Annotated in this window: 17 protein-coding genes; 4 read left to right on the top strand and 13 right to left on the bottom strand. The window is 29.9% G+C overall.

Annotation, left to right across the window (positions count from 1 at the left end; all coding sequences use genetic code 11):
- The 4 genes from Q0649_RS21135 to Q0649_RS21150 all read right to left on the bottom strand — a co-directional run.
- A partial coding sequence (locus Q0649_RS21135) for a glycosyltransferase (RefSeq protein ID WP_298846551.1) occupies positions 1–588 on the bottom strand: 588 nt, incomplete at its 3' end.
- A gap of 196 nt (positions 589–784) precedes the next feature.
- Positions 785–1,792 carry a UDP-glucose 4-epimerase GalE gene (galE, locus tag Q0649_RS21140; RefSeq protein ID WP_298846554.1) on the bottom strand — a complete coding sequence of 336 codons (1,008 nt, stop codon included), beginning with the start codon at positions 1,790–1,792 and terminating at the stop codon, positions 785–787.
- A 101-nt stretch (positions 1,793–1,893) separates the two neighbouring features.
- Positions 1,894–3,288 carry a glycosyltransferase gene (locus Q0649_RS21145; protein WP_298846558.1) on the bottom strand — a complete coding sequence of 465 codons (1,395 nt, stop codon included), beginning with the start codon at positions 3,286–3,288 and terminating at the stop codon, positions 1,894–1,896.
- A gap of 16 nt (positions 3,289–3,304) precedes the next feature.
- A complete protein-coding gene (locus tag Q0649_RS21150) occupies positions 3,305–3,703 on the bottom strand; it encodes a DNRLRE domain-containing protein (protein ID WP_298846561.1) in 399 nt (132 codons plus the stop codon).
- Positions 3,704–3,971: 268 nt separating this feature from the next.
- Between Q0649_RS21150 and Q0649_RS21155 the strand changes: the two genes are divergently transcribed.
- Positions 3,972–4,601: a hypothetical protein gene (locus Q0649_RS21155; RefSeq protein WP_298846563.1), complete on the top strand. Its 630-nt coding sequence runs from the start codon at positions 3,972–3,974 to the stop codon at positions 4,599–4,601.
- Here the strand turns inward: Q0649_RS21155 and Q0649_RS21160 are convergent.
- Positions 4,549–6,789, bottom strand: a complete 2,241-nt coding sequence (locus Q0649_RS21160; protein ID WP_298846565.1) for a glycosyltransferase — start codon at positions 6,787–6,789, stop codon at positions 4,549–4,551. The genes Q0649_RS21155 and Q0649_RS21160 overlap by 53 nt on opposite strands.
- A 208-nt stretch (positions 6,790–6,997) precedes the next feature.
- Between Q0649_RS21160 and Q0649_RS21165 the strand changes: the two genes are divergently transcribed.
- On the top strand, positions 6,998–8,071 hold the full coding sequence (locus tag Q0649_RS21165) for a glycosyltransferase (RefSeq protein ID WP_298846568.1): 1,074 nt from the start codon (positions 6,998–7,000) through the stop codon (positions 8,069–8,071).
- A gap of 33 nt (positions 8,072–8,104) precedes the next feature.
- A complete protein-coding gene (locus Q0649_RS21170) occupies positions 8,105–8,713 on the top strand; it encodes a DapH/DapD/GlmU-related protein (RefSeq protein WP_298846571.1) in 609 nt (202 codons plus the stop codon).
- A gap of 90 nt (positions 8,714–8,803) precedes the next feature.
- Here Q0649_RS21170 and rfbH read toward each other — a convergent pair whose 3' ends face one another.
- The 6 genes from rfbH to Q0649_RS23120 form a co-directional block, all read right to left on the bottom strand.
- Positions 8,804–10,009: a lipopolysaccharide biosynthesis protein RfbH gene (gene rfbH, locus Q0649_RS21175; RefSeq protein WP_298846574.1), complete on the bottom strand. Its 1,206-nt coding sequence runs from the start codon at positions 10,007–10,009 to the stop codon at positions 8,804–8,806.
- A 134-nt stretch (positions 10,010–10,143) separates the two neighbouring features.
- Positions 10,144–11,904: a thiamine pyrophosphate-binding protein gene (locus Q0649_RS21180; protein ID WP_298846579.1), complete on the bottom strand. Its 1,761-nt coding sequence runs from the start codon at positions 11,902–11,904 to the stop codon at positions 10,144–10,146.
- A gap of 12 nt (positions 11,905–11,916) precedes the next feature.
- Positions 11,917–12,855, bottom strand: a complete 939-nt coding sequence (locus tag Q0649_RS21185; protein ID WP_298846582.1) for an NAD(P)-dependent oxidoreductase — start codon at positions 12,853–12,855, stop codon at positions 11,917–11,919.
- 1 nt (position 12,856) lies between these two features.
- Positions 12,857–13,960 (bottom strand): CDP-glucose 4,6-dehydratase, encoded by a 1,104-nt coding sequence (gene rfbG / locus Q0649_RS21190; protein ID WP_298846584.1) that lies wholly within the window; start codon positions 13,958–13,960, stop codon positions 12,857–12,859.
- A complete protein-coding gene (locus Q0649_RS21195; RefSeq protein WP_367179430.1) occupies positions 13,942–14,538 on the bottom strand; it encodes a sugar phosphate nucleotidyltransferase in 597 nt (198 codons plus the stop codon). The genes rfbG and Q0649_RS21195 overlap by 19 nt, the downstream gene beginning before the upstream one ends.
- A 39-nt stretch (positions 14,539–14,577) precedes the next feature.
- The gene (locus Q0649_RS23120) at positions 14,578–14,712 is read right to left on the bottom strand and encodes an NTP transferase domain-containing protein (protein WP_367179431.1); all 135 of its coding nucleotides are present in this window, start codon (positions 14,710–14,712) and stop codon (positions 14,578–14,580) included.
- A 185-nt stretch (positions 14,713–14,897) separates the two neighbouring features.
- On the opposite strand from Q0649_RS23120, the gene rfbA reads away from it, so the two are divergent.
- Positions 14,898–15,782, top strand: a complete 885-nt coding sequence (rfbA, locus tag Q0649_RS21200; protein WP_298846587.1) for a glucose-1-phosphate thymidylyltransferase RfbA — start codon at positions 14,898–14,900, stop codon at positions 15,780–15,782.
- Positions 15,783–16,053: 271 nt separating this feature from the next.
- Here the strand turns inward: rfbA and Q0649_RS21205 are convergent, their stop codons facing one another.
- Positions 16,054–16,350, bottom strand: coding sequence for a BclA C-terminal domain-containing protein (locus Q0649_RS21205; protein WP_367179432.1), 297 nt, complete (start codon positions 16,348–16,350; stop codon positions 16,054–16,056).
- A 119-nt stretch (positions 16,351–16,469) separates the two neighbouring features.
- Positions 16,470–16,685 carry a hypothetical protein gene (locus tag Q0649_RS21210; RefSeq protein WP_298846589.1) on the bottom strand — a complete coding sequence of 72 codons (216 nt, stop codon included), beginning with the start codon at positions 16,683–16,685 and terminating at the stop codon, positions 16,470–16,472.
- Positions 16,686–17,515 lie beyond the last annotated feature (830 nt).

Genomic DNA, 17,515 nt, shown 5'->3' on the forward strand with positions numbered 1-17,515 from the left:
TTTATATTCTTCCTCAATTAATTTTCTATCATTAATTCTTCCTGTGAAAATAATTTGGTCTTTTAATTGTGGATTATTCTCTATAAAATTATCAATATATGATTGAAAATATGGTTCTATACTCCCAATAAGTTTTAACTTCCAATTTGTTAGATTTGGCGCCGCTAATTTAAATGCCTCAAGTAAAACTTCTGTAGCTTTTTCATAAGTTCCTAATCTTCCGACCGTAATGATTGTATTTTCTTTCTCTTTAAATTCTATATTTTTAGTAATACCAGTGTTATAATACCCATTTGGTATATATTTAATTTTTACTGGCCAATTTTCATAGAGTGTTTTTTTAAGATTTTTACATTCTACAGAAATAAGAGTACATTGATTCAGTAAATCAGTATTTTTCTGACCAAGCACTATTCTTCTTAACCAATGTATATTTAAGTCAAGTTTTAGATAAACTTTTCCTTTTGGATTAATTGATTTATATTTTTCTATCATTAATAAATTAAAATCATAATAACCTATAAGTAAAAGGACATCTGTATTTTCCAAAGCATTATTAATTGTGGCATCATCAACCAGGTAAATCATTTTTATATTTTCCTTTGTTACTTCATCATAATTTTTTTTTTTTTATTACATAAAATTGAACTGTTATAGTTTAAATATTTACTAAATATCATAGTAATTATGCCTAAATCTTTACATAATTCTGTCTCAACAAAGCTGGGCCAGTATAACGTGAAATTTTTTTTCATTTTAATTATCATTTCCTTCCCTAATCTTCCTAGTATCCATTCGGGTTATTCATTTGCCAGCGCCAAGCATCAAGGCACATATCTTGAATGTTTTTTTGTGCACTCCACTTTAAAATAGTTTTTGCTTTTAAAGGATTAGCATAACACTCCGCTATATCTCCCAATCTAGGATGCGATATTACATATGGTATCTTTTTATTTGTAACCTTTTCAAAGTTTATAATCAAATCTAAAACACTATACCCTATTCCAGTTCCAAGATTATAAGGCTCGATACCACTACTTTTCATAATCTTTTCTAAAGCTTTTAAATGGCCCTTAGCAAGGTCTATAACATGAATATAGTCCCTAACTCCGGTGCCATCATGTGTGGCATAATTACCACCAAATATACTTAATTTATCTCTTTTGCCAACTGCAACTTGAGTTATAAATGGCATCAAATTATTTGGTATTCCTCTTGGATCTTCACCTATCCTTCCACTTTCATGAGCACCAATAGGATTAAAATATCTTAATATAGCTACACCCCACTGTTTATCTGATGCATATATATCTTGAAGTATTTTTTCTATCATTAACTTAGTTCTACCATAAGGATTAGTAACATTTAGTGGAAAATCTTCACTAATAGGAACAGTCTTTGGCATTCCATATACAGTTGCAGAAGAACTAAATACTAATTTTTTTACATTATACCTTTTCATTACTTCACAAAGTACAAGCGTTCCTGTAATGTTATTATGATAATATAAAATTGGTATTTTTATAGATTCACCTACAGCCTTAAATCCAGCGAAATGAATAACGACTTCTATATTGTTTTCAGAAAAAACTTTTTCTAAATCAAGTTTATCCGAAATATCTATCTCATAAAATTTCAAATATTTTCCCGTTATTTCTTGAACTCTTTTTAATGATTCTGCTTTACTATTAGAAAAATTGTCTACAACTATAACTTCATATCCTGAATTTAATAGTTCCACACAAGTATGACTTCCAATATAACCGGCTCCCCCGGTGACCAGTACTTCCATAAATAACCTTCTCCTTTTGAATTATGATTTTCATACAATTCATCATATGGAGCATAGGAAGTAATAGTTCCTAGGTACTGTTACTTTTTCAATACAAAACACTATAAACTTTTCTGGAACTTAGCCACATACTCATAAGATAAGAAAAACCCTTTCATCTCAGGTCCCACAATGCTACAAATATTATCTAATAATTTATCGTCTTCTGGTGCTAATTCATTATAATAATGAAACACAAATGGATTAATATACCCACACTCTTCAAATATTTTATATATATCTTTTAAAGTAAAAAACTTATTATTACTTCTATCTAAAAGCTGATTTTTATCATACATAAAACTTCCACTTAATAAACCCTTTATAACTGAGTAATGCATTACGTTTGGAATCGTAGCAATTACATATCCTCCAGGTTTTAAAAATTTTTTCACTTCATTCAAGAGTTTCCAAGGATTTTTACTTTGTTGCAGTCTATTTCCAAGAATTATATAATCAAAAAAATCTGTTTTATCTTTTTTAAATTTCATTTTATAATCTTTTTCAAAATCCTCAGTCATTATTTCTAGAATTTTCTTACCTAGCCTTGATATATTAGAATCTGTCTCTATACCATATATCTTTGAATTAGGGTACTTATATTTTAATTTAAGTAGTGTTGCCCCTAGTCCACAATCAAATTCGAGAACATTTAATTCATCTTCTTTTGGCTCATTTATACGTTCTATTATGTCGAATCTTACTATGCTACTAGTATTAGAGTTAAACCCCCACTTATCTTCAAGTTTCTTACGATTTACAGCTAGAATATTACTAAATTTAGTATAATCTTTTTTAAAAGATGAACTACCAAAATGATGTATAAAGCTATCATTACAAAGCATCAATTTGTAACCCTCTTCTATAATTCTCATGCATAAATCATCATCTTCAAAATTTCCAGGCGAAAACCTTTCATCCATAATTCCAATTTTATTAAGAACCTCTCTCTTTATAAGCATACAAAATGCAACAAGTCTAGCCTTTTCTTCCCATTTATTTGGATTTGAAATATTATTAGCCTCAGCAAATGGAATAATATCCTTAACATCAATATAAGGAACACTTATAGACTGATAATTAGAACAATTATTAGTTATAGATGCAACTCCTCCAATTTTATCATCACTATATATACATGTTTTAAGGTTATCAAGCCACCTTGGAGTAACTACAGTATCATTATTTAAAAATAGAATATCATTTTCTTTTCCTGCTGCCTCTATTCCAATATTACATCCTTTTGGGAATCCTACATTTTCATCATTTAAAATAGCCACTATATCCTTCTGCTTTTTAAGCCACTCTCTTGTTCCATCAGTAGAATTGTTATCCACAACAATTATTTCATAGGTATTCTCTTTAGTATATTTCCTTATACTATCAATGCAAATGTGATTGTAAGCAAGATTGTTGTAAGTTAAAATTATTATTGAAGTTTTTCTATTTTCAATCATTCCTTTATCCCATCCTCTAACACTTAGTGCTAAAAATTTGAATTATCGTAGTTATTTCAAATATATATTGTGGTTTTGTTTTTATATTCACATTTTGATCACACTTATCTTTACTAAATTTAGGTTGGTTACACCAGTTAACAGTGTCTATACTCCAACCTTCTATTATTGGGTATGGTGTGAGTTTATTTAAATATCGTCCTTCTACGTCTATAATATTTATAAAAAGCTTTGCACTTAATATTTCTGCATCTGCAGGGATTTCATTTATAGGAATATTAAATAAGACTCTATATTTATTCCTTTCATCATACCTTCCTATACGCATAACTTGACGATTAGATAAATTCTTCTGTCTCTGATTTGACACAACGTTAACAAATTCTACTTTAGGTTTTATGATATATGTTTCCAATTATTTCACCGCCTTTTAACGCTTCTTACGCAAAGATTGCATCACCTAAAACTATGTTGAAACCTTTTTTTCTCCCTTTTACATTGTATTATATGAAGCTATTTTATTTTTTGCTACATTAGTTATTCTTATTTTGTTTTATAATAGGCTTTAAACACTGTTTCTTGTTACTTCTGTATTTCACAAACACCCTTTATTCAATATATACATATAATGTATCGAACTTAAATATATCTATAAGTTTAATAAAATTAAGGAGTGGAAAACTTTGGCTAATAGCATAGTATTCCAAAATTCCGCAGAACAACTTAAATCTGCTGTGTTCGGTTTTGATGGCACAGGTTATAAAGCCCTTAGTGTAAATAGCAACGGTGAATTAGTTATTGTTGGACAAATATCATCAATAACGAGTGGTACTGTAAAAGCAACCGTTACATCTATTACTAGTGGTACTGTTAAAATTTCTTCATTTACTGGTGGAACCTTGTCTTCAATTACCAGTGGTACTGTTAAAGTATCTTCATTAGCTGGTGGAACATTATCTTCAATAACAAGTGGTACAGTAAAGGTCTCTTCATTAACAAGCGGTACTGTTACTGTTGAATCAATATCTTCAATTACAAATGGTACTGTCAAAGTTGCTTCTATAACTTCTTTAACAAATGGTACCGTAAAAATATCATCATTTACTGGTGGAACGTTATCCTCATTAACAAACGGTACTGTAAAGGTTTCTTCATTAACCAACGGTACTGTTAAGGCAACAGTTACTTCAATTACAAATGGAACCATAAAAGTATCATCAATAACTGGGGGAACATTATCCTCACTTACCAATGGTACTGTTAAAGTATCTTCACTTCATCTATATCATAATTTGAACAATCATCAAAAATAATTATCTCCATATTAGCATAATCTTGTTTAATAACACTATTTATCGCTTGTTGTAAGAAATTTTTTCTGTTAAATGTAGTAATAATAATACTCACCTTAGGTAGGTTTTGATGTTGTGTTAAAACAACAAGGTCGTTTTTCTTACTACCAATAAGCTTTTTCATTAAATTTATTTCTACACATATTTCATAAACAGACCTTTCAATTTTTATATCTAAAATGTTTAAATATTTTACAAAAGTTTCTTCTTCAATTTCATCATTTAAATAAAAAATCATTTCGCATACAAACTGTTCACCATATTTATAAATTTCTTGAAGTAAATTTCCTCTTTTTCTCATATAATTAAAAACATCTTCCACACTTAAGATATTATTTTTAATGCAATAATAACACCCAACGGTTTGCGATATTAAACCTAATACTAGTTTTTTCTGATTAATTGTTCTACTTAAGGTATTGCAACTAATTCTTCTAACATGAACATAATTATTTGAAACAACAACTTTTTTATCCAAATTACTAGCAAACATCCTTATTAAAGTCATAAAATCTTCTGATACTATAAATATACTATTTGGGTTACATTTTAATAATTTTTTTGTGCTTGATATTGATCCAGCTAAAAGTGCCCTTACCTCTGAGGTTATTGTAATGTCTTTCAAAACATCCTTAGCTTCCAACTCGTTATATGATTTCCTATCATACCCTATTTCTAACTTTCCATTATCATATAAATTTATTATATATCTTGGTATTACAATTACTGAATCTTGTTTTAATCTGTTGTAATCTTTCTCCATAGAATTTTCATCTATACATAAAAGCATATCATCATCATCTAAAACAATTGTATTTCGAGTTTTTATATTTTTAAATCCTGTATCTCTTGATGCTGCTAACCCTTTGTTATTTTCATGAGTTAATATGTTTTTAACACCTAAACTTTCTCTATTTTTCATAATAACAGTTAATTCTTCAATATCCTCTGTTGAGTGATCATCTACAATTACTTTATCTTGAATCCCAAACTTAAATTCACTTAATATATCATCATTTAATATCGTAACACGATTAAATAAAGTAATTAACAAAGTGAAATCATCCAAATTAACTTCACTTTGTCTTTTTTTGTTTAAAAATTCTTTAACAACATCTATTATATTATCTTTTTTTTTTAGATTTTTAATAACGTTTTTAATTGAAGTTATTTGTTTTTCTAATGAATAGTTATTGACAATATAATCTTTATATTCTTTAGAGTTGTATTCATTTGAATTTACCATTTCAAGACATTCATCAATACTATTCCAAACATATTTATCAAACTGTAACTTAGCTCCTACAAAATTGTGTATTAAAGGTTTAATTCCTCTTGCCATTGCCTCCATAACACCTATTGGGTTACCTTCTAATACACTTGTACATAAAATATAATTTTTATCATCTAACCATTTATTAATATCATCTTGCCATCCATCATATATTACATTGTTTTGTAATCCCATTTCTTTAATCATTTGCTGAAAATACAAAGCATATCTTTCTTCCTGATATTCACCTGCTATATATAATTTATATCTTGAATCTATATCAAATATGGCTTTAAAAGTATGAAGTAATAACATTGGTCCCTTCTTAAAATTAATATAACCTACATATGCTATATTAAATCCTTTTTTTCTTTCTTTGAATTTGAACTTATCCAAATTTATACCATTATATATAACTTTAACTTTATCTTTATCTATATCTACTTTTTTTAACACATTATCTTTAATATGCTCAGCAACAAAAATAACTTTGTCCACATTATTCCAACTAACATTATGAATATAATCAGTAAAGGCTTCATAACTATGAAGCCTGCATATAATGATCTTTAATTTCGCGAGCTCTAATTTACTTCCATATGATATTAATTCATCACACCACTCAAACCAGCAAATATCAGCCCACAACATCCCCTCATCTATCTGCCTATATTCTGTTACTATAATTTTCTTGACCTCATATTCCTTAGATAAGGCATCAATAATACCGCAAAGAAAACTATCAACACCTTGCTTAACAAAAAATACTAATTTTAATTTGTTTCTTATACTATTATGATTATTCTCTTGTTTAAATTTTTTTGAACCGTTATTTAACTCTTTAGATATATCAGAAAAAACAATTGAATTAGCCATATATATCAACTCCTCATTTTTATTTTATAGTCTATTATTTATACATGTTTGTCTTATATTTTATTAATTACGCTCCAATTACATAATATTCTTTATATTTAAAAATGTACCTCGCATGCTCCTAAAAGTATATTTAATATCAATAAATATGGTTCCGATTTTAAACCATAGCATATTATATAGTGTAGATTTTTTTTAGGAGGTTTATATGGTAACTATTAGTTTATGCATGATTGTAAAAAATGAGGAAGATGTTTTAGTTAGGTGCCTTGAGTGTGTTAAAGATATTGTTGACGAAATAATTATAGTAGATACTGGATCAACTGATAAGACAAAAAAAATTGCAAAGCAATATACACACAAAGTATTTGATTTTAAGTGGATAAATGATTTTTCTGCCGCTAGAAATTATTCTTATTCTAAAGCCAAAATGGACTTTATTCTTTGGCTAGATGCAGATGACGTGATACTGGACGAAGATATAAAAAAATTCAAACAACTTAAGCAAGACTTAACTCTAGATGTAGATAATGTAATGCTAATGTATAACGTAGGCTTTGATGCAAATGGGACAGTTACGCTATCCTATTTTAGAGAACGCTTATCAAAACGTACAAATAATTCTAAATGGTCGGAGCCTGTTCATGAATGCCTAATAATGGGAGGGAACATTAAAAGCCTAGATATTTGCATAACACATAGAAAAGAACACTCAGCTGTAAAAGGTAGAAATATATCCATCTATAAAGGATTATTATCTGAGGGAAAAACTTTGAGTCCAAGAGGGCTTTTCTATTATTCAAGGGAATTATTTCAAAATGGTTTTATTGAAGATGCTATAAAATATTTCAATAAATTTTTAGACACAAAACAAGGCTGGTTAGAAGATAATATAAGTGCCTGTTTTGATCTTTCTAAGTGTTATAACATTGTAGGGGATAAAGAAAGTATGCTTAAAATATTACTTAGGAGCTTTGAATATGATACTCCAAGGGCTGAGATATGCTGTAATATAGGGACTTATTATTTTGAATCTGGAGACTATAAAAGTGCTATTGTCTGGTATATAATTGCATCAGAGCTTACTAAGCCAATTAATGGCTGGGGTTTTATATCCCATGATTTCTGGGGTTATATACCCAATATACAGCTTTCTGTTTGCTATGACAGATTAGGCAATAGAGATGAGTCAATTAAATATAATGATAAAGCTGCACAGTTTAAACCTAAGTCGGCCGCTGTAATTGCAAACAGAGATTATTATAAAAGAACTGCTGTATAATTTAGTATATTATAAATATGGAGGCAAAATTTTATGGGAGAACCTGCAATTATTACTAATAGCCCACTATCAAAATTATTTTACGGTTTTGGAATCAATTCTACAATCCTAGAAGATTATAAAATAAGTAATTTTAGTTATACAAGTATCGGAACTGGCACCTTTATAAAAGATAATTGTTGGCTTAATATTTGTTCATATGAGAATAATAATTCACCTAAAATTGTTATAGAAGACGGGTGCCAAATAGGAAGTCGTTTTACAATTTCTATAGCTAACAAAGGTACTATTGAAAAAAATGTTATAATTGCACCTAATGTATATATTTCAGACTGTAGTCACAATTATGAGAGTATAGGAATTCCTATTATGCATCAAGGAATAACTTCAATAACAAATAAAATAGTAATTGGAGAAGGTTCATGGATAGGTGTAAATGCATCAATTGTCGGAGATGTCCATATTGGACGTGGCTGCGTTATTGCTGCTAACAGTTTTGTTACAAAAAGTATCCCCGATTACAGCATTGCTGCTGGAAGCCCCGCTACAATAATTAAAATGTATGATACTAATACTGGTAAATGGATTAGAACTCGAAGTGATGCTGACATAAAAAATGTATTAGAGAATAGAAAAATCTAAAAGTAAATATTTGATATAAATCACTAAAAAAAGCTTACCTGTATAAAATGTCCTTGACATAGGGTCCATTTTATACAGGTAAGCTTTATCTCATTTTATATTATTTTCGAAGAAACTATCTATGCTTTTTATCATATACTCTAATTTTTCTTTTGTTATACCTGGATATACACCTAGGAAAAATGTCCTCTCAAGAACGCCATCTGTATATTTTAAATCTCCTGATATTCTGTGCTTTATATCCTTGTACCCTGGCTGTTTTAGGATATTTCCAGCAAATAACATTCTTGTTTCTATAAGTTTTGATTCAAGATAAGTAACAAAATCTTTTTTAGAAAGCCAAGCAGTTTCTCTTATCGTAATTGGTATTGCAAACCAAGATGGGTCTGCTTTAGGTAAAGACCTTGGCAATATAAACACATCTTCATATTTTTTAAAACATTCATACAACCTTTTAAAATTATTTTTTCTTACCTTCGTAAACTCAGGAAGTTTTTTAAGTTGCTCAATTCCCATTGCACACTGTATATCTAATGGTTTTAAGTTATATCCTATATTATTATAAACGTATTTATGATCATAACCATCTGGCAGACCATCAAACTTATAATCAAACCTATGTCCGCAAGCACCTTTACCACTAACTTCACCAGTTTGACAAAAACATGCCCTCCCCCAATCTCTTATAGAAAGTGCTGCTTTATATAACTCATTAGAATTTGTACATATTGCGCCACCCTCACCCATTGTAATATGATGAGCTGCATAAAAGCTATTAGTTGAGAAATCACCAAATGTCCCACAAAGTTTTCCATCATAACTTGAATCTAGTGCATCACAAGTATCCTCTACTACGTATAGGTTATGCCTTTTTGCTATATCCATTATCTTATCCATCTCAGCTGGATTACCTAAGGTATGAGCAAAAACTATAGCTCTCGTTTTATCAGTTATTGCCGCTTCTATTTTTGAGGCATCAATATTATATGTGTCTTCTTCTATGTCTACAAATACAGGTATTAACCCATTTTGAATTATTGGATTTAGCGTAGTCGGAAAAGTCATTGCAGTTGTTATTACCTCATCGCAAACCTTCATAGGGTTTTTTATTGTTTTAGAACAAAGCACAGAAACTGCAATTAAATTAGCTGACGAGCCAGAATTAGTAACTAAACAATACTTTGCACCAATGTATCTTGAAAAGCTATCACAAAACTCTCGGCCCTTTACTCCAAGTGTTAACCAAAAATCTAATACCGAATCTACAACTGCTACCATTTCATTTTCATCATACACACGCCTTGCATAATTCACCTTTGTTTTACCTGGTATAAATTTTTTTTCTCTTCACGAAGCTTATATAGCTCTTTTACCTTTTCCAAAATTTCATCTCTTATTATGTTTTCATCTTTAATATTAATCACCCCTTGTTAAGACTTATACATATCAATTATCATGTTTTCTTCAAGCTGATTTCTACCTAAAAGAGGTTCTTGATCTTCAATCGGTCTACCCATACCTAATTTGGGAACTACGTAAGTTATATTTTTAAGTTCCACTTCTATAACATAACTTTGATCATCATTCAACTTTTCTTTTAATTCATTCATTTGACTTTCATTACTTATTTTAAGTAATTTTATGCCGTAAGCCTCACTGATTTTCATAAAATTTGCAGCAGAATATCCCTCTATAGTTCCATAATAATTTGATTCAAAATACATTTCCTGAAAATGTCTAATCATACCTAATGCCTTATTGTTCATAATAATAATTTTTATAGGTATCTTTTCCCTCGCAATGGTTTGTAGCTCTTGAATATTCATTTGAATACCACCATCACCAGTAATTGTAACTACTTTATAATTCGACCTCGCATACCAGGCTCCTATAGCAGCTGGTAACCCAAAACCCATTGGTCCCATTCCACCTGCATTTAATAATCTTTGACTCTTTTTCAGTTTCAAAGATTGAGATGCCCAAATTTGATTTTGCCCTATATCTAAACATATTATGGAATTTGGATGTAACATTTCACTTATTTTATTCATGAACTCGTTAGGATCTATTTCATTTGTATCCTTATGATATTCATATGATGGATACATTGTTTTATAGTTGTTTATTTTATCAATCCAAGAAGTAAAATCAAATTTATAATCAAATTTTGATAAAGAATTATTTAATTCACTTATAAATAAATTTAGGTCACATTTTATACTTAAAACTTCCTTTACCTTTATATTAAGCTCATTTTTATCTATATCTACATGAACTATTTTAGCCTCTCTTGCGAAACTATCAGTTATAGAACTTGTCTGTCTCGAAGTTAATCTTGACCCTAGAACTATTAGTAAATCACAATTCGCAACTGCTAAATTTGAATACCTATTTCCATATGATCCCATATACCCAACGTAACATGCGTGATTGTGATTGATACAATCTATTCCCATTAAGGTGCAAGCTACAGGGATGCCAGTTATCTCAATGAGTTTTTCAATGTTTTCACTTGCATTTGCAAGTCTTATACCTCCACCTGCAAGTATCATAGGTCTTTTACTGTTTTTTATCAGTTCTATTAATTCATTAACATCCCTTAAGTCAACTTTATCATTTATTATTAATCCATATTCATCTGATTCATAAAAACTTATTAGCTCTTCAGGATTAATTTCCGCACGTTGCATATCCATTGGTAAATCTAATAAAACCGGCCCTGACCTACCTTCTTTTGCTAAATAAATTGCCTTTTCTAAATAAAATTTAATTTTTTTTGAATCTGTAATCATAACAGCATACTTTGTTATAGGCTCTATTATGCTTACTATATCAGTTTCTTGAAATCCCTCTTGCCTTATATCTTTTGACCTTTTATATTCATAGGTATTAACTTGACCCGTTATATACAAACAAGGAATAGAATCAAAAAATGCACTTCCTATTCCTGTTATTAAATTTGTGGCACCTGGACCACTAGTTGCTGTACATACTCCTATATTTCCACTAACTCTTGCATAACCCTCAGCTGCAAAGGCTGAAGCTTGTTCATGATAATTAGATATAAATTTAATCCCATCTGCTTTATATACAGAATCGACAAAATGAGTTATAGCTCCTCCTTGATATCCAAAGACTGTTGTAACTCCATTATCTTTTAAAAACTGCACAATATAATCTGATAACTTCATAGTATTTACCACCTACCTATAAAATTGTAAATTATCTTTAAACCATTCTATTGTATTATTTAGTCCCACTTTTATTTCAACTTTAGGTTTCCAGTTTAGTTTTTCATTGTCTTTTTTAATATCACTAACCCACATTTGTGGTTCATATTGCCTATCCAAATTGTTTTCAAAGTGAACATTTACATCCTTCCCAGTTAAATTGATTATATTACTTACAATTTCATCCATTGTATACTGTATTCCACTTCCTATATTAAATATTTCTCCATAAGAGTTTGCTTGCTTGCTTGAGTCTATATATGCATCAAGAACATCATCTATAAATATGAAATCTCTCTTTGAATCTTTATGGGATAATTTAATTTCTTGTCCTAGAAGACAAGCCATAATAACTGTAGGTATTAATCTAGTTTTAGCATCATAATATCCATATGGTGAAAACAATCTAAGGGTAACCAATGGTATATTATTAGTTTTCGCATAAGAGCTACACAATATAGTCCCAGCTGCCTTACTTGCTCCATACATATTATTAGGAAGAACACTCATATCCTCTCTCATTGGCTCAAACTTTTCTCCATATTCAGATGAGGTACTAGTATTTATAAACATTTCTAAACTCTTTTTAGTAAATTCTTTAAATAAATTAAATGTCCCAATAATATTAGTATTTATCACATCTTCTACATTCTTTTGATAATGATACCCTCCATAAGTTGCTAAGTGGTATACTTTATCTATACTGATATTACTAGCTAACTTAGCTACCGCATCACTATTTAGCAAATCTACCTTGTGCGTTTCTATATCCTTTAATATATCTCGGAGTCTCCATAATTTGATACTATCTCTCGCTAATATATGAATTTTATAGTTTTCTTTAAGTAACCTTCTAACTAAACAAGACCCTACAAATCCACTAGCACCTGTAATTAGTACACTTTTTTCCATTTTACCTTTCCTCTATAACTAACTTATTGCAATAACTTTCTATTTGATCAACACAAAGATCAAACATATCTTTATCACTATTATTTTTATACCAATCTACTGTTAACTTTATTGCCTCATCTATATTTAATTTTGGTGTCCATTTAAGATAAGTTTTTGCCTTTGTACAATCTAGTTTCAATAAATTTGCCTCATGAGGTGCATTAATGCTTGATATATCTATGCATTTACCAGATCCCCACTGCTTAATTATTATATCTACAACAATTTTCACAGAAATTATTGAATAATCATCTGGTCCAAAATTCCAACCACTACAATAACTAATACCATCTTCATACATCATTGACGCAAGCAATAAATATCCACTTAAGGGCTCAAGGACATGTTGCCAAGGCCTAACTGAATTTGGATTTCTAATTTCAATATCTTTATTATTTTTTAATGCCCTTATGCTATCTGGAATTACTCTATCCTTTGACCAATCGCCACCCCCAATAACATTACCAGCTCGAACAGATGCTATAGCTTTGCCGTGATTTTTATAATCTTTAGGATTAATAAAAGAATTTCTATAGGAATCTATAAGTATTTCGGCGCATCCTTTGCTAGAACTATAAGGATCATATCCACCCATAGGATCATTTTCTCTATATCCCCATATTTGTTCCATATTTTTGTAACATTTATCTGTAGTTACCATAACGGAAACTTTAACGCTAGGTGAATTTTTAATGCATTCAAGTACGTTTAAGGTTCCCATTACATTTGTCTCATAAGTCTCTTTAGGATTCTCATAAGACTCTTTCACTAATGCCTGCGCTGCTAAATGAAAAACGATTTCTGGCTTATATATATTAAAAGTCTCTAGAATCTTGTTATAATCTCTAATATCACCTCTAACATCTATGATCTTATCTTTTAATTTGCTAACAACAAAATTATCATCCATCGTATATGGATCAAGTGAAAATCCTATAACTGTTGCTCCTAATATATTAAGCCAAATTGAAAGCCATGAGCCTTTAAACCCTGTATGTCCAGTAATTAGAACTCTTTTATTCTTGTAAAAGTTATTAAACAAATCTACTCTGGTATGCTCCATAAATGCTCTCCTTTATCCCATAACTTATTTACGGTTTGAACATCTTTTATAGTATCTATAGCAACCCAGAATCCCTTATGATCATAAACAGAAAGTTGTTTATCTTTTGCAAGATTTCTTATAGGTTCTTGCTCAAGAAAACAATCTTCACTGGGTAGATATTTAAACACTTCCTTATTAAATACCATAAACCCGCCATTCACTTTGTCTTTTAAAACCGGTTTTTCTATAAAGGACTTAACATCTTCATCTTCAACTTCCATAACACCAAAAGTTGAAAGAGGATTGACCCCTGTAAGTGTTCCTATTTTACCTTTTCTTCTATGGAATTCTAAAAGTTCTAAGATATTTACATTGCTTAACCCATCTCCATAGGTAAGCATAAATTCTTCATCATCTATATATTTTTCTATTTGTTTTAATCTACCTCCCTTCAGTGTTTCAATACCTGTGTCAACAATAGTAATATTCCAGTTCTCCTCTTCCTTTGTATGGTATTCTAATTTTCTATCTCCACCTAAATGCAAAGTAAAATCATTATTTCTCCAGTACATGTCCATAAAATATTGCTTTATCATTTCTCCTTTGTATCCAACGCATAAAATAAAATCATTAAATCAATAGTTTGAATAGTTTTTCATTATATGCCACAAAATTGGTTTACCACCAATCTCAACTAAAGGCTTTGGCCGGTATTCTGTTTCCTCTCTCATACGTGTTCCTTTACCACCACAAAGTATTACTACTTTCATTAAATTTCACCCCATAATTAATCAAAGAAAATTTTCTTTATATTTACTGTATACTTTATGTAAAAAGCAAATAGAAAGTGCATAGCTATACCTTAAAATAAAAAATTATCTAAAATAATGGGTTGCACTAATTTGTACTAACTATAATATATTAATAAAGATAGACTTCTTCAGGAGGCAAAAATATGAAAGGTATTATTCTAGCAGGAGGATCTGGCACACGTCTTTACCCAATAACAAAATCAATATCTAAACAGATATTACCTATATATTATAAACCCATGATATATTATCCATTATCTGTTTTGATGCTGGCTGGTATTAAAGACATATTAATTATTTCAACCCCTAGAGACATAATTTCTTTTGAGGAACTCCTTTCTGACGGTAGTTTCTTAGGTCTTAATATAAAGTATGCTATTCAAACTTATCCTCGTGGACTAGCTGATGCATTTATAATAGGCGAACAATTTATAGGACATGATAATGTTGCTTTAATCCTTGGTGATAATATATTTCATGGTTATGGGTTTACTCAGAGACTTATTATCGCTGCAAATAGAAAAAAAGGAGCTACTATTTTTGGATACCATGTAAGCAATCCAAAAGAATTTGGAATAGTCGAATTCGATAAAAATAATAATATAATATCAATTGAAGAAAAGCCACAAAATCCAAAATCAAATTATGCTGTTTGCGGTTTGTATTTTTATGATAATAATGTAATAGAAATTGCTAAAAATGTTAAACCCTCGAGTAGAGGCGAACTTGAAATTACTTCAGTTAATAATGAATATTTAAAACTGAAAAAACTAAAAGTGGAATTACTTGGTAGAGGGATGGCTTGGCTTGATACAGGCACCCATAGGGGACTTTTAGATGCTGCAAATTTTGTGGAAGCCGTGCAAACAAGGCAAGGGCAATATGTCGCTTGTATTGAAGAAATTGCTTATTTTAATGGCTTTATAGATAGAAATCAACTCTTAAAAATATCTCAACCTTTAATAAAAACACAATACGGAAAATATTTACTTAATATAGCAAACGAAAATACTGAACCTAATTTTTGATACTTTATAATATATGGCATTTATTCTTGTTGTATTTATATAACTCAAAGTCAAAAGTTAAAAAACTCTCTAATTTTTATATTTTAATTTCACCTCTTAGTCAACACGGCTAAAAATCGCGTCCACTTAAGAGGTAATTTTTTATGTAAAAAGACACATTCCTAATGAATACCATATAGGAATGTGTCTCAAAATCAGTTCAATTCAGCAACAAAATATTTTACCATTAGTAGTATTTAATATACTTTTTAATGAGAGGCCTCTAAAAAAGCTAACTCACACGAATGATAGTAAATTGTGATCCTATTGCAGTAGCAGTTGTTATTGATACAGCAGAGTTATTTCGTAAAGTGAGAACACTACCAGCTGCAATTGTTAAAATAGCATCTCCAGAAACTTCTCCAATAGAAACCAAAGCTGCAACCGGTGTAGATGCATTTACCGTTCCATTTACTGCAATGGCAATTTGGGCACTTAAACCTACAGTAATATTAATGCTGTAGTAAATTTGGTAATTACCAGCAGCAGCGACTGTTACTGTAGTGGCCCCAGGTGCATGTGTTATAATTGATAAAGGTCCATTATTACTAAATGGTACATTAGCTCCACCAAGTACTACTACAGAACCTACCTGGTATACATATCAAAATGCAGATAGTCCCGTTCCAGTAGCACCTGTTGCTCCAGTTACTCCTGATCCCCAGTTGTTCTGGTTACTCCCGTTGCTCCTGTTTGACACACATCGCAGTGTGGTTTGCAGTGTGATTCACAATGATGTCCGTCACACTCTAAACCATCATCTCTACTATAATAATCGTCAACAACACGCTCATCAGAGGCGTGCCAATAATAATTTTTTTTACCTTCAATATAATCCCTTTCATTAACTTCCTCTTTATACATATTTGACCTCCTAGCAGTAACAATTTTATATAAACTGCTGCTATATGTTGTTCTGATAAAAACAAACTGCTACATAATTCTATTAAAAATGTGTAAATAGCAATTGTAATAGTCTATATTTTATACAACACATATAATTAAAATATTGTTCTTCCATGTTTGCCTACAATTTTTTGCGTCATCTGTTGATATTCTTAATATCATAAAATGAAGAAAATAAAATGATCCACCCTTATAGTTGTATAGTGAATTTGGAAACCCTTAAGTCCCCTATATATCTCAGTCCCGGAGGGATAATTTTTATGCTTCCCCCCCAGAATTTCAAACAAAATCTTTAAAAATTATTATATTTAATTGAAAAACACTTGACATAGTTGGTAAAATTTGAAAACCATGAGATGTGTCATTAATTACCAAATAGATTGTGAGGTGTTTTTTATGTTAGGTATCTGGCGTTCTCATGGTGAATATCAATTGTTTCTTATTAACAATGTGTTACCATTCTATATTAGTAATAAAATTACCGTGGAGTATTAGAGTAGTCACGGAAACTAATATGTAAAACTAGAGTTTGTATAGAATCATATGGAACTATAAATTTTATGCTCGGAGAGCCGGTTGGGGTAAAAATTGGCATAGCAAACAAACCTACATGATGTAGGGATTTTTAGAAAAAGGTATTTAATTGTTAAACAGTTAACCTAATAAACTTAAGATATTAAAACCTGAAACTTTAAGTCTTGCATCTAGATGAATATTAATTCCAGCAATCATAGTCATAAATGAATAACGTTTTTTACCATATATTCGTAAAGAATGAATTCTATAAT

It is taken from the genome of uncultured Clostridium sp. (assembly GCF_937920395.1).
GTDB lineage: Bacteria > Bacillota > Clostridia > Clostridiales > Clostridiaceae > Clostridium_AD.

Coding starts and splice junctions, on each gene's coding strand:
- galE (WP_298846554.1), bottom strand. CDS start 1,792: ATGGAAGTACTGGTCACCGGGGGAGCCGGTTATATTGGAAGTCATACT.
- Q0649_RS21145 (WP_298846558.1), bottom strand. CDS start 3,288: ATGATTGAAAATAGAAAAACTTCAATAATAATTTTAACTTACAACAAT.
- Q0649_RS21160 (WP_298846565.1), bottom strand. CDS start 6,789: ATGGCTAATTCAATTGTTTTTTCTGATATATCTAAAGAGTTAAATAAC.
- Q0649_RS21165 (WP_298846568.1), top strand. CDS start 6,998: ATGGTAACTATTAGTTTATGCATGATTGTAAAAAATGAGGAAGATGTT.
- Q0649_RS21170 (WP_298846571.1), top strand. CDS start 8,105: ATGGGAGAACCTGCAATTATTACTAATAGCCCACTATCAAAATTATTT.
- Q0649_RS21180 (WP_298846579.1), bottom strand. CDS start 11,904: ATGAAGTTATCAGATTATATTGTGCAGTTTTTAAAAGATAATGGAGTT.
- Q0649_RS21185 (WP_298846582.1), bottom strand. CDS start 12,855: ATGGAAAAAAGTGTACTAATTACAGGTGCTAGTGGATTTGTAGGGTCT.
- rfbG (WP_298846584.1), bottom strand. CDS start 13,960: ATGGAGCATACCAGAGTAGATTTGTTTAATAACTTTTACAAGAATAAA.
- Q0649_RS21195 (WP_367179430.1), bottom strand. CDS start 14,538: ATGATAAAGCAATATTTTATGGACATGTACTGGAGAAATAATGATTTT.
- Q0649_RS23120 (WP_367179431.1), bottom strand. CDS start 14,712: ATGAAAGTAGTAATACTTTGTGGTGGTAAAGGAACACGTATGAGAGAG.
- rfbA (WP_298846587.1), top strand. CDS start 14,898: ATGAAAGGTATTATTCTAGCAGGAGGATCTGGCACACGTCTTTACCCA.
- Q0649_RS21210 (WP_298846589.1), bottom strand. CDS start 16,685: ATGTATAAAGAGGAAGTTAATGAAAGGGATTATATTGAAGGTAAAAAA.